The organism is Bradyrhizobium sp. AUGA SZCCT0169, from assembly GCF_018130085.1.
Lineage (GTDB): Bacteria > Pseudomonadota > Alphaproteobacteria > Rhizobiales > Xanthobacteraceae > Bradyrhizobium.
Window position 1 is genome coordinate 34495 of record NZ_JAFCMC010000027.1, and the last position, 13358, is coordinate 47852.

At 63.4% G+C, this 13358-nt stretch carries 10 protein-coding genes; 9 read left to right on the top strand and 1 reads right to left on the bottom strand.

Annotation, left to right across the window (positions count from 1 at the left end):
• The 4 genes from JQ609_RS25145 to JQ609_RS25160 all read left to right on the top strand — a co-directional run bounded on the left by JQ609_RS25145 (position 1) and on the right by JQ609_RS25160 (position 6784).
• Positions 1-1548 carry an ABC transporter substrate-binding protein gene (locus JQ609_RS25145; RefSeq protein WP_212275488.1) on the top strand — a complete coding sequence of 516 codons (1548 nt, stop codon included), beginning with the start codon at positions 1-3 and terminating at the stop codon, positions 1546-1548.
• 4 nt (positions 1549-1552) lie between these two features.
• Positions 1553-2509, top strand: coding sequence for an ABC transporter permease (locus JQ609_RS25150; RefSeq protein WP_212275490.1), 957 nt, complete (start codon positions 1553-1555; stop codon positions 2507-2509).
• On the top strand, positions 2506-3390 hold the full coding sequence (locus JQ609_RS25155; RefSeq protein ID WP_212275492.1) for an ABC transporter permease: 885 nt from the start codon (positions 2506-2508) through the stop codon (positions 3388-3390). The genes JQ609_RS25150 and JQ609_RS25155 overlap by 4 nt, the downstream gene beginning before the upstream one ends.
• A gap of 76 nt (positions 3391-3466) precedes the next feature.
• On the top strand, positions 3467-6784 hold the full coding sequence (locus JQ609_RS25160) for a carboxyl transferase domain-containing protein (protein WP_212275494.1): 3318 nt from the start codon (positions 3467-3469) through the stop codon (positions 6782-6784).
• A gap of 150 nt (positions 6785-6934) precedes the next feature.
• On the opposite strand, the gene JQ609_RS25165 is transcribed toward JQ609_RS25160, so the two are convergent.
• Positions 6935-8545 (bottom strand): NAD(P)/FAD-dependent oxidoreductase, encoded by a 1611-nt coding sequence (locus tag JQ609_RS25165; protein ID WP_249128392.1) that lies wholly within the window; start codon positions 8543-8545, stop codon positions 6935-6937.
• 193 nt (positions 8546-8738) lie between these two features.
• Between JQ609_RS25165 and JQ609_RS35245 the strand changes: the two genes are divergently transcribed.
• From JQ609_RS35245 to JQ609_RS25185, 5 genes are all read left to right on the top strand, one after another.
• A complete protein-coding gene (locus tag JQ609_RS35245; RefSeq protein ID WP_249128394.1) occupies positions 8739-9338 on the top strand; it encodes a hypothetical protein in 600 nt (199 codons plus the stop codon).
• A gap of 61 nt (positions 9339-9399) precedes the next feature.
• Complete coding sequence (locus tag JQ609_RS35250) at positions 9400-9963, top strand: cytochrome P450 (protein WP_249128399.1); 564 nt, start codon at positions 9400-9402, stop codon at positions 9961-9963.
• Between the two features lie 137 nt (positions 9964-10100).
• Positions 10101-11702 (top strand): GMC family oxidoreductase, encoded by a 1602-nt coding sequence (locus tag JQ609_RS25175; RefSeq protein ID WP_212275495.1) that lies wholly within the window; start codon positions 10101-10103, stop codon positions 11700-11702.
• A gap of 7 nt (positions 11703-11709) precedes the next feature.
• Complete coding sequence (locus JQ609_RS25180) at positions 11710-12159, top strand: hypothetical protein (protein ID WP_212275497.1); 450 nt, start codon at positions 11710-11712, stop codon at positions 12157-12159.
• Positions 12160-12240: 81 nt separating this feature from the next.
• Positions 12241-13266: a S1C family serine protease gene (locus JQ609_RS25185; RefSeq protein ID WP_212208515.1), complete on the top strand. Its 1026-nt coding sequence runs from the start codon at positions 12241-12243 to the stop codon at positions 13264-13266.
• Positions 13267-13358 lie beyond the last annotated feature (92 nt).

Sequence of the window (13358 nt, forward strand, 5' to 3'; positions counted from 1 at the left end):
ATGACACAGACGACGCGACGCGAGGTAATGGCGCTGATATCGGGCGCGCTGGCTGGTGCAACCCTCGGCGGCCACGCATTTGCACAAGGCACGCCGAAGCGCGGCGGCATCCTGCGCATCTCGGCGCCCGCCAATCCGTCGAGCCTTGATCCCGCAACCGGCGGCGCCGGTTCGGACCATGCCTTCCTGTTCACGATGTACGACACGCTGACCGAATGGGATTTCGAGACGCTAAAGCCCAAGCCCGGCCTGGCCGAAAGCTGGAGCTTTACCGACCCGACCACGCTGGTGCTCAACATCCGCTCCGGTGTGACGTTCCACGATGGCACGCCGCTCGATGCGGAGGCGATCAAGTTCAACCTGGAGCGCAACAAGAGCGATCCGAAATCCAACATCAAGGCCGATCTCGCCGCGATGGAATCGGCTGCGGTGACCGGTCCGTTGCAGGTCACGTTGAAGTTGAGCACACCCGACGCAGCATTGCCCGGCATTCTCTCCGACCGCGCCGGCATGATGGTGTCGCCGGCCGCGGTCAAGGCCAGCTCAGCCGGCAACATCGCACGTACGCCGGTTGGCGCCGGCGCCTATGCCTTCGTCAGCTGGGCGGACGGCGAGAAGATCGTCATCAAGCGCAACGAGAAATACTGGAAGCCGAACCGTCCTTACCCTGATGGAATCGAGTTCTCGATCATTCCGGAACTGACGACCGGCTCACGTTCGGTCACCGCCGGCCAGAACGATCTGATGTACCAGCTGCCGCCGCGGCAGAAGGCGATCGTGGAGCGCGCCAGCAGCATCAAGATATTCAACGGCCCGACGCTGTACGTGTTTCAGATCTTCCTGAACTGGGCGAAACCGCCGTTCGACAATATCAAGGTGCGTCAGGCCTTCAATTTCGCGATCGATCGCGAAACCTTCGTCAAGGCGGCGCTCGCGGGCCTTGCCGAGCCCGCTTACATGAACCTGCCGAAAGCGCATTGGGCCTACGACAAGTCGGTCGCCGGGCTTTATCCCTACGATCCCGACAAGGCGAAGAAGCTGCTCGCCGAGGCCGGATTCAAGGATGGCTTGCCGATCGAACTGGTCGGCTATCCCGATCAGGATTCGGTGCAGCGCCAGGAAATCCTGATCGAACAGTTCCGCAAAGCCGGCATGAATGTGCGGTTCCTGAATGCGCCGATCGCGGAAGCCTCTGCTGCGTTCTTCGGCGCCGAGAAGCGTGGCTCCGGCATTCTTGCGGCCTGGACCGGGCGGCCCGATCCCAGCCTGACCTATTCGCTGATGTTCACCAAGGACGCCTATTACAATGGCGGCCGGGGCGCGGTGCCGCCGGAGCTCGAAGCCGCGATCAAGGAATCGCGGGCGTCGGAAGATATCGAGCTGCGCCGCAAGGCGTTCGCGACCGTGCAGCGGCTGGTGATGGAAAACGCTTTCGTGGCGCCGCTCGCGTTCCAGTTCGAACTGGTCGCCATGAACAAGAAAGTGCAGGGCTACAGGCCGAACCTGCTGGGCAAGCCGAAATACGACGACGTCTGGCTGGAGAGCTGACCGAATGGCGCGACGAAGTCCGACAAGGGTCATCGGCGGCCGCCTGCTGCAGGCGCTGCCCGTGATCCTGCTCGCGACCTTCATGGTGTTCGCGCTGCTCAAACTGGTGCCCGGCGACATCGCGGTGACGCTGGCCGGCGACAACGCCACCGACGCGCGCATTACCGAAATCCGGAAGATCTACGGCCTCGATCGGCCGTTCCTGGTGCAGTACGGCGCGTGGCTGGCGAATGTTGTGCAAGGCGATCTGTCGCAATCGCTGCTGACGGGCGAGAAGGTCGCGACCTCGATCTCGCGGGCCTTTCCCAATACGCTCTTGATCGTGGCGATCGCGCTGGTGCTGGCGCTGGTCACGGGAATTCCAATGGGGGTGATCGCCGCGATCAAGCCCGATGGCTGGGTCGACAAGATGGTGAGCATGATCGCCTCGCTCGGTGTCGCTATACCCGGCTTTTGGCTGGCGATGATTCTGGTCGCCGAAATTTCCCTCAAGCTGAACTGGCTGCCGGCGACCGGTGCGAAATCCTTCAGCGTTTCGCCCATCGAGGCGATCCGGCATGCGCTGCTGCCGGGCATTGCGATTGCCGCCTACGGCATGGCCGAGGTGGCGCGGCAGTTGCGGGGATCGCTGCTGGAAGTGCTGTCGTCGCAATATGTGCGCACCCTGCACGCCAAGGGCCTCTCGATGACGCGCATCCTGTGGCAGCACGGGCTGAAGAATGTCAGCGTCAATCTGTTCACGATCATCAGCATCCTGGTCAACCGCATGCTGGCGGCGACCGTCGTGATCGAAGCCGTATTTGCGATTCCCGGCCTCGGTAGCCTGATCGTGCGCGGCGCCATCCAGCGTGATTTTCCGATCGTGCAGGGCGTGGTCTTTACGATGGTGATCGTAGTCATTCTGGTGAACCTGATCGCGGACTTGCTGTGCGCGGCCGTTGATCCCCGGATCGAACAATGACGGACATGGCGCTCGAAACCCCCAAGCGACTGGTCCAGCCGAGCCGGCTGCGGCGGTTTTTCCGCTGGCTGGCGGGCGATCTGCGCGCCGCGCTGGCGATCCTGGTGCTGCTGGTGCTGGTGATTGTCGCGATCGGCGCGCCCTGGATCGCGCCCTATCTGCCGACCGCGCAGGACGCCAACAACATGCTGGCGGCGCCGGGCCCCGGGCATCTGCTCGGCACCGACGATCTCGGCCGCGACATCTTCAGCCGGCTGATCTATGGCGCGCCGGCAACTGTCTATGCCAGCCTGCTCGCGGTCAGCGTCGCGGTTGCGATCGGCCTGCCGGTCGGCCTGGCCGCCGGGTTCTTCGGCGGCTGGACCGACGACATCATCAGCCGTGTCATCGACACGTTCCTGTCGTTCCCGGCGATCGTGCTGGCGATCGCGGTCACCGGCGCGCTCGGCATCGGCCTCACCAACGGCATGATCGCGGTCGGGATCGTGATGTTTCCGGCGCTGGCGCGAATCGTCCGAGCGCGGACGCTGATCGTGCGGCAGGAGCTCTACGTCGACGCCTCCAGGTGCTTTGGGGCGCCGGCCTGGCATATCCTGTGGAAACACGTGCTGCCGAACGCCCTGCAGCCGGTGATCGTGCAGGTCACGCTCTTGCTGGCGGCAGCCCTGCTGGCGGAGGCCAGCCTCAGCTTCCTCGGGCTCGGCATCCAGCCGCCAAACCCGAGCTGGGGGGCGATGCTGGCCCGTGCCTACCAGTATATGGAGATCGCGCCGGAGCAGATGTATGCCCCAGGGCTTGCCATTCTGGTGGTCTCGTTGGCATTCAATGCGCTGGGAGAGTCCTTGCGTATCGTGCTCGATCCGACCATGAAGGATCGATAGGGCATGACCCGGAAAAGTGGGCACCGGTTTTCCGATAAGGTCATGCTCAAATGAAAAGTCTTTTGCGGAAGTTCTTATGCCTTTCAATAGACTCCTGATCGCCAACCGCGGCGAGATTGCCATTCGAATCGCGCGGGCTGCGGGCGAGACCGGCCTTGCCACCGTTGCGATCTATCCCGCCGATGACGCCCTGTCGCTGCACGTTCGCTCCGCCGACGCGGCGCATGAAATCCCGGGGCGGGGCGCACGCGCCTATCTCGACATCGAAGCCGTCGTCGCCGCCGCCAAGGCCACCGGCTGCGATGCACTGCATCCCGGTTACGGTTTTCTCAGCGAAAACACCCTGCTCGCCCGGCGTTGCGCGGAAGAGGGCATCACCTTCGTCGGCCCGTCGTCGGAGGCGCTGGATCTGTTCGGCGACAAGGCCAAGGCCAAGGCGCTGGCAAAAGAGACTGGCGTGCCCATCATCGAGGGCACCAGCGGCCCGACCTCGCTCGACCAGGCCAGGGATTTCTTCGCGTCGCTCGGCGCCGGCGCCGCCGTCATGATCAAGGCCATCGCCGGCGGCGGCGGCCGCGGCATGCGGATCGTGGACGATGCGGCAAAGCTGGAAGAGGCCTATGCGCGCTGCCAGTCCGAGGCCAAGGCGGCCTTCGGCAGCGACGGCGTCTATGTCGAGCGCCTGATCCGAAACGCCCGCCACATCGAAGTGCAGATCATCGGCGACCACCATGGCGCGATCAGCCATTTGTGGGAACGCGAATGCACGATCCAGCGCCGGAACCAGAAGCTGATCGAGGTGGCGCCAAGCCCGTCGCTGAGCAACAGTCTGCGCACGCGGATCATTGACGCCGCCCGGGAACTCGCGGGCGCCGCAAACTACGACAATCTCGGCACCTTCGAATTCCTTGTCGATGGCGATGCCAAAGGCGATGCGCAGGCCTTCGCCTTCATCGAGGCCAATCCGCGGCTGCAGGTCGAGCACACCGTGACCGAGGAGGTGCTCGGCGTCGATCTGGTGCAGGCGCAGCTCGCCGTCGCCGGCGGCGCCACGCTGGGCTCGCTCGGCCTCGCACAGGCCTACATCCCAAGACCGCGCGGCTACGCGATGCAGCTCCGCGTCAACATGGAGGTGATGGACGAGCACGGCGTCACCAAGCCGACCGGCGGCACGCTCTCCATGTTCGATCTGCCGGCCGGCCCCGGTGTCCGCGTCGATACGTTCGGCTATTCCGGCTACAGGACCAGCGCCGCCTTTGACTCGCTGCTCGCCAAGGTCATCGTGCACGCGACCGGCCCGAACTGGGCCGACGTGGTGCAGAAGGCCACGCGCACGCTGCGCGAATTCCGCATCGGCGGCGTCGCGACCAATATCCCGTTCCTCGGGGCGGTGCTGGCGCATCCGGATTTCGTCGCCAACCGCATCAATACCGGCTTCATCGACGCCCATGTGGCCGCGCTGGTCCACGCGGCGAACGACCTTTCAGCGCCTGAGCTGCTGGAAGCGGGCGCTGCCGTGACCATTCCCGAGGTCCGCGAAACCTCGGCCGGGTCAGCCGGTCCGGCCGGCTCCGTCCCGGTGCCGGCGCCGCTGCAGGGTACGATCGTTGCGATCGACGTTCGCGAAGGCGACCTCGTCCGGCCCGGCCAGCAAATCGCGGTGCTCGAATCCATGAAGATGGAGCATCTGGTGACCGCGCCGCATGGCGGCAAGGTGACGAAGATTGCTGCCGACGCCGGCGTCACGCTGATGCAGGACGAAGCCATCCTGTTTCTCGAACCGGCCGAGATCGATGCCCACGATGTGGCGGAGGAAGAGGATGTCGATCTCGACCACATCCGCCCTGACCTCGCCGAACTGATCGCGCGTCACGCCATCACGCTGGACGAGAACCGGCCGGCCTCGGTCGAGCGCCGTCGCAAGACCAACCAGCGCACGGCGCGCGAAAACCTCGCGCAGCTCGTCGATGAAGGATCGTTCGTCGAATATGGCTCGCTGGCGATCGCGGCGCAGCGGCGGCGGCGCAAGGTCGACGACCTCATTCAGAACACGCCGGCTGACGGCCTGATCTCCGGCGTCGCCACCGTGAATGCGGAAAAATTCGGCGCGGAAGGCGCGCGCTGCATGGTGATCTCCTATGACTACACCGTGCTGGCGGGCACCCAGGGTCATATGAACCACAAGAAGATCGACCGCATGCTGGGGCTCGCCGAACAATGGCGGATGCCGCTGGTGTTTTATGCCGAGGGCGGCGGCGGCCGTCCCGGCGATACCGACCGGCTCGGCATGACCGGCCTCGACGGGCCGTCCTTTGTGCAATTTGCAAAACTGTCGGGGTTGGTGCCTGTCATCGGCGTCGTCTCCGGCTATTGCTTCGCCGGCAATGCCGCGATGCTCGGCTGCTGCGACGTGATCATTGCCACCAAAAATGCGTCGATCGGCATGGGCGGGCCGGCCATGATCGAGGGTGGCGGCCTTGGCGTCTATCACCCGGCCGAAGTCGGCCCGGTGTCGTTCCAGTCGCCGAACGGCGTCGTCGATATCCTCGTCGAGGACGAAACGGAGGCAACAACCGCCGCGCAAAAATATCTGTCCTATTTCCAGGGCGCCGTCGCCGACTGGAAGGCGCCGGACCAACGCTTGCTGCGGCGGGCGATCCCGGAAAATCGCCTGCGGGTCTATGACATCAGGACCGTCGTCGACCTTCTCGCCGACGAGGGATCGGTGCTGGAAATCCGCCGCGATTTTGGCGTAGGCATGATCACGGCGTTCATCCGCATCGAGGGAAAACCGTTTGGCTTGATCGCCAACAATCCAAAACACCTCGGCGGTGCGATCGATGCCGCGGCCGGCGACAAGGCCGCGCGTTTCCTGCAGCTCTGCGATGCCTTCGACATTCCGATTGTTTCGCTGTGCGATACGCCGGGCTTCATGGTCGGGCCCGAAGCCGAAAAGACCGCGATCGTGCGCCACGTGGCGCGGATGTTCGTGACCGGCGCCAGCCTCACGGTGCCGCTGTTCGGTGTCGTGCTGCGCAAGGGTTATGGCCTTGGCGCGCAAGCCATGATCGGCGGCGGCTTTCATGCCTCGTTCTTCACGGTGGCGTGGCCGACTGGCGAATTCGGCGGCATGGGCCTGGAAGGCTATGTCCGGCTCGGCTTCCGCAAGGAAATGGAAGCGATTGCCGACCCCGAGGAGCGCGAGAAATACTACAAGGCCAAGGTCGCCGAACTCTATGCCAACGGCAAGGCGGTCTCGATCGCGTCCGTGCTGGAGATCGACGAGGTCATCGATCCCGCTGATACCAGACATTGGATCATGTCGGGGCTGCGCTCGGTGCCGAAGCCGGAGCCGCGGAATGGACGGAAGCGGCCGTGTATTGATGCGTGGTGAGAGAGCCGAAAATCCGTCCACGTCGTCCCGGCCTTGAGCCGGGACCCATAACCCCGGTCATCTATTGTTGAGCCAAGGGGTCTGCCACATCTGCTATCGATAGATCACGCGGTATGGGTCCCGGCTCAAGGCCGGGACGACGTTAGAAGTCTACCCCAATCGCAACTCATCATACCCCTTCGCCGCGACCTCATCGCATCGCGCGCGATAGGCCGGGGCGCTGCCGCTGTAGCGGGCGATGATGCGGGTCTGCTTGCCTTCGACGTTGGAGTTGATGCCGGTCATCCAGGAATCGATCTCGTTGGACAACAGCCCGACGCCGAGCGCCTTGACGTGATCGGTCCATGACTGCACACCGGCGGTGGTCGCTTCCAGTCGTGTCAGTTTGTTGTCGTACGCAAAGCGCACCAGCCCGGTCACCCAATCGACGCTGTATTCGATGCTGCGCGGAATGTTGCCGAGCGCGGTGTGCGGCCCCATCAGCATCATCATGTTGGGGAATTCGTGGACCATGATGCCCAAGTAAGTCTGCGGCCCGTGCTTCCACTTCTCCTTCAGCCGCGCATCATTGACGCCGCGGAAGTCGATCTTGTCGAAGCTGCCGGTGAGCGCGTCGAACCCGGTCGCATAGATGATGATGTCGAACTCGAATTCCCTTGCGCTGGTCTTGATGCCCTTGGTTGTGATCCGCTCGATCGGCGTCTCCTTGATGTCGACCAGCTCGACATTGTCCTGGTTGTAGACCTCGAAGTAAAACGTCTCCAGCGGCAGCCGCCGCGTGCCGAATCCGTGGTTCTTCGGGATCAGTTTCTCGGCGACCTCGGGGTTTTTAACCCGCTGGCGGATTTTCCGCGCGACGAAATCGCTGATCGTCGCATTGGCTTTGCGGTCGATCAGGATGTCCTTGAAATTGCCTTGCCAGATGCCAAAACCACGCTCGCCGTAGAGCCGCTCGTAATTGGCTTCGCGCTCCTCGTCGGATACCTCGAAGGCGCCGCGCGTATCAGGCGTGTGAACGAAGCAGGCAAATGTCTCCTGGCAGCGGGCAAATATCTCGGGATAGCCGGCCTTGATTTTCTTCTGCGTCTCGGCGTCGATCTTGCCGTTGTGCAGCGGCGCTGCCCAATTCGCCGTTCGCTGGAACACCGTCAGATGTCCGACCTCTTTGGCGATGGTCTGGATGGTCTGGATGCCGGTTGCGCCGGTGCCGATAACAGCGACGCGCTTGCCGGTGAAATCCACCGGCTCCTTGGGCCAGCGCGCGGTGTGGAACGATGCGCCCTTGAAATCGCCGAGACCTTCGATTCGCGGCAGCGTAGGCGTCGAGAGCGGCCCGATCGCCGTGATCAGGAAGCGGGAGTTGAACCGGCTGCCGTCTTCCAGCGCGATCGTCCAGCTTCGGCTTTCCTCCTCGTAATGGGCGGCCTTCACGCGGCCTTCGAACTGGATGTCCCGGCGCAGATCGAACTTGTCGGCGACGTAGTTGCAATAGCGCAACGTTTCCGGCTGGCCTGCAAAATGCTCGGACCAGTCCCACTCCTGCAGCAACTCCTTGGAGAAAGAATAGCCATAGGAATAACTCTCTGAATCGAAGCGGGCGCCGGGATAGCGATTCCAGTACCAGGTACCGCCGACATCGGTGCCCGCCTCGAATACGCGCACGCGCAAACCCAGTTCACGCAGCCGGTAGAGTTGGTACATGCCGGAAAGGCCGGCGCCGATGATGATGACGTCAAGATTCGGAATCTGCGTTGCTCCCAAGTATGCACTTTATGTATGTCCTTGGACCTAAAACTATCCGTTCTTGCGCCGGTGGACAAACCCCGCCTGGACGCGTGGCAGGGTTGCAGGTTTGCCGCCGGGCGGCCTCTCGCGCCTTTACTCCTGGCCATATCTGCCCCTATCGTCGGAGGCAGGAGCGCCCGGCAAGCGGCGACGGAAACAGGGGGACACGATGGTGCAGGCGCTGCGCAAGCTGGCCTCGATCGACGTCAGCGATCCCCATTTGTACCAGGACGACAATTGGCGGCCGCTGTTCGCGCAGCTGCGCCGCGACGATCCCGTGCATTATTGCGAGGCCTCGCCGTTCGGGCCGTATTGGTCGGTAACGCGCTACGACGATATTTTTACAGTCGAACTCGACCACGAGAACTATTCGTCGAGTTCGGGGCTCGGCGGTATCCAGATCACCGACCAGCCCCTCGGCCAGGAGTTTGCCAACTTCATCCGGATGGACCCGCCAGGCCATACTGCGCATCGCCGCACCGTTTCCCCCATCGTGGCGCCGTCGAACCTCGCCAACCTCGAGGCGCTGATCCGCAAGCGGACGTCGGAAGTGCTGGACGCATTGCCCCGCAACGAGCCATTCGACTGGGTCGAGCGGGTCTCGACCGATCTCACCAACATGATGCTGGCGACGTTTGTTCGACTTTCCCTGGGCGGACCGCGAGAGGCTGACCTGGTGGTCCGATGTCGCGATCGCCAATGTCGATGCGTCAGATGCGGTCGTGCATTCGGCGGAAGAACGTATCGCCGAACTCACCAGAATGGGTGAATATTTCCGAGGGTTGTGGGATGCCCGCGCGAATGCCGCGCCAACCTTCGATTTGATCTCGATGCTGGCGCATTCGGAAGCGACGCGTAATCTGCAGGCGCGCGAATTCATCGGAACGATCGCGCTTTTGATCGTCGGCGGCAACGATACCACGCGCAATTCCATGACCGGCGGGCTGATGGCACTGGTCGAAAACCCCGAGCAGTTCGAACTGGTGCGCAGCAGGCGCGAGTTGGTTCCAAATCTCGTTTCCGAAACCATCCGCTACCACACGCCGGTGCTGCATATGCGCCGCACTGCGCGCAACGATGTCGAATTGGCCGGGCGCCGAATCGCAAAGGGTGACAAGGTCGTGATGTGGTACATCTCCGGCAATCGCGACGAGGATAAGATCGATCGCGCCGACGAGTTCATCGTCGGTCGCGCCAAACCCCGGCAGCATCTCGCCTTCGGCGCCGGCATCCATCGCTGCGTCGGCGACCGGCTCGCCGAACAGCAAATCCGCATTCTCTGGGAGGAAGTGTTGGCAAGGGAGCTTCGTTTTGAGATGGTCGGTCCGCCGCAGCGGCTCTATTCGAATTTCATACGCGGCGTTCGTTCGCTACCGGTAAGGATTGTGAGTTAAGCCGTCATTGCGAGCGCAGCGACTTGTCCGCCGTAGCTCAACGAGCGAAGGCGGAAGCAATCCATCCTACCGCGCAAAAAGTATGGATTGCTATGCTGCGCTCGCAATGACGAAAGAGAGACCTTCAAGGAAATAGAATGAAGAACGATCCCGTTGACGTCCTGATCATTGGCGCCGGTGCTTCCGGTGCAGCCGTGGCCTGGAGCCTTGCCGATACCAAGATGCATATTCTCTGCCTCGACCAGGGCGGCTGGATGAATTCGTCGGAATATCCGAGCACCGGGCGTGACTGGGAAGCAAAATTCTACGGCGACTGGTCGACCAGCCCGAATATCCGCGGCCGGCCCGAGGACTACCCGATCAACGACGACAACTCGCCGATCAAGGTTGTGAACTTCAACGGCGTCGGTGGCTCGACGGTCATGTACACGGCGCATTGGCCGCGGCTGCATCCGTCGGATTTCAAGGTGAAGACACTCGACGGCGTCGCTGATGACTGGCCAATCGATTACGACACGCTGACGCCGTTCTTCGAAGAGAACGACCGGATGATGGGGGTCTCGGGCCTATCGGGCGACCCGCGTTCGCCGCTGACGCGCCCGCCGATGCCGCCGCAGCCGCTTGGGCTCTCCGGCCCGCTGATCGGCAAGGCCATGAACAAGCTTGGCTGGCACTGGTGGCCGTCGGACACCACGGTCGCGACGATGGACTATGAGGGCAGGGCGCGCTGCATCAATCTCGGCCATTGCACGCCGGCCTGCGCGCAAGGTGCCAAGGCTTCGACCGACATCACCTATTGGCCGCACGCGATCCGCGCCGGCGTCGAACTCAAGACCCATTGCCGGGTGCGCGAGATTCTGACCAACGAGCACGGCATGGCTTCGGGCGTCGTTTATTACGACAAGGATGGGGTCGAGCAGTTCCAGCCGGCCGAGGTCGTGATCATCGCCTGCAACGGTGTCGGCACACCGCGGCTGCTCTTGAACTCGGTCTCCGGCCGTTTTCCGAATGGCCTCGCCAATTCATCCGGCCTGGTCGGCAAGAACCTGATGTTCCATCCCTATGCGCAAATCTACGGTTTCGTGAAGGAGCCGACTGACTCTAACCGCGCGCCGCCGACCTGCCTCTGGAGCAAGGAGTTTTACGACACCGATCTGTCGCGCGGCTTCGTCCGCGGCTACGGGATCCAGTTCGGCCGCGGCGCAGGGCCGGTGTTCGAAGCCGTCGCGAGCGAGCAGAAGGGCATTCTGCCATGGGGCGCGGATCACCACCGCGTCTTCCGCAGGCTCAATGGCCATCGGCTCGGGGTGTCAGCGATTTGCGAGGATCTGCCCGAGGAACACAACCGCGTCACGCTCGATCCCGTGCTGAAGGACAGCCACGGCATTCCCGCACCGAAGATCGACTACACGATCAGCGAAAACAGCCGGAAGATGATGGCGCACGGACTGGCGCGGGGTAGGGAGATCCTCGAAGCTGCGGGTGCCACGGACCTCTGTATCAACGACCCGATCCCATGGGGCGGCTGGCATCTGCTGGGTACGGCGCGGATGGGGACCGATCCGGCGCGCTCCGTCGTCAACGAATGGGGCCGGTCGCATGATGTGAAGAATCTCTTCATCGTCGACGGCAGTGTGTTCGTGACGTCAGGTGGCGTGAACCCGACCTCGACGATCCAGGCGATCGCGCTCTACGTCGCCGACCAGATGAAACAACGTCTAGCCAATCTCTTCGACTGAGGCCGCCATGTCCGTGTCAAATGAACTGACCTCAGCCCAGCGCGACGATCTCCGCATCGTCGCTGCGATGATCGTCCCCGCCAGCGACGAGTACAAGGTGCCCGGCGCGGATGACCCTGCGATCCAGGCCGACATGCTGGCGACGCTCGGGCGCGACACCGCACTGGTAGCACAGGCGCTCGATCACCTAGCGCAGCTTGCCGACAAGCCGCTCGCCGACCTCGATCCGGTGCGTCGCGATGCGGTGGCGCAGGAGTTCCGCGCATCGGGTGGTGCTGCGGCAGCGACCCTCGTTCGCGTCGTGCTGCAATGCTACTACCGCGACGATCGTGTGCTGCGATCGCTCGGGCTGGAGCTCCGCGCGCCGTTCCCGCAAGGTTACACGCTGGAACAAGGCGACTGGTCGCTGCTCGATCCGGTCAAGGCGAAGCCGCCGAATCTGCGGCGGGCCACGTAAGCCTCAGGGCAGGTTACGCGGAGGTTGAGGCTCTTGCGGCGAGGTAATCCCGTAACCATCTGATCGGCGAAGGAATTCGCCATGTTGGATTTTAGCCCAGATAACGCCGATGACGGATCGTCATCGCGCGCGACCGAACACGCCCCCGCCAACGACCAGGCGCTGCTGGACGCCTATTCCAACGCCGTGATCGGCGTGACCGAACGCGTCGGCCCTGCCGTCGTGCGCGTCGAAACCGGCCCCAAGGTGCGCACCGCGCGGGAGCGCGGCGGGCTTGGCTCGGGCATCGTCATCTCGCCCGATGGTTTCGTGCTGACCAACAGCCATGTGGTCGGGGCGTCGAAAGAAATCCGGTTGCGGGATACCGAAGGTTTTGTCACCGACGCGCACGTGCTTGGCGTTGATCCCGACACCGATCTCGCCTTGCTGCGCGCCGACGGCGCGCGCGATCTGCCCTATGCCTCGCTCGGCAATTCCAAGAGCCTGCGCCGCGGCCAGCTGGTGGTCGCGATCGGCAATCCACTTGGATTTGAGTCGACCGTGACCGCCGGCGTGGTGTCGGCGCTGGGCCGTTCGATCCGCTCGGTGAGCGGGCGGACCATCGAGGACGTGATCCAGACCGACGCTGCGCTCAATCCCGGCAATTCCGGCGGGCCGCTGGTGTCGTCGGCAGCGGAAGTGATCGGGATCAACACCGCGATCATTCAGGGCGCGCAAGGTATCTGCTTTGCGGTCGCCAGCAACACCGCGCAGTTCGTGCTGTCGGAGATCATCCGCCACGGCTATGTGCGCCGCGCCTATATCGGTGTGTCCGGCCAGACCGCCCCGATCCCGCGGCGACATGCAGTGGTGGCCGGTGTCGACAACACAATGGGCGCGCTCTTGGCGCAGATCGAGGCTGACAGCCCTGCGGCGCAGGCCGGCCTGTTGCCGGGAGATGTCGTGATAAAACTGGATGGCGTCGAGATCAACGGCGTCGACGACCTGATCCGCGCACTCGACCGCGACCGCATCGATCGCAAGCTGGAAATGGACGTGCTCCGCATGGGAAGGTTGCGGGCGGTGGATATTCATCCGGTGGAGCGGAAGAGGGCGGCAAGGCAGTAATTATTGTATCAGCGGGCGCCGCTCTTCCCCTCTCCCCTTGTGGGAGAGGGTGGCTTCGCGAAGCGAAGACGGGTGAGGGGTTCTCTCCTCAC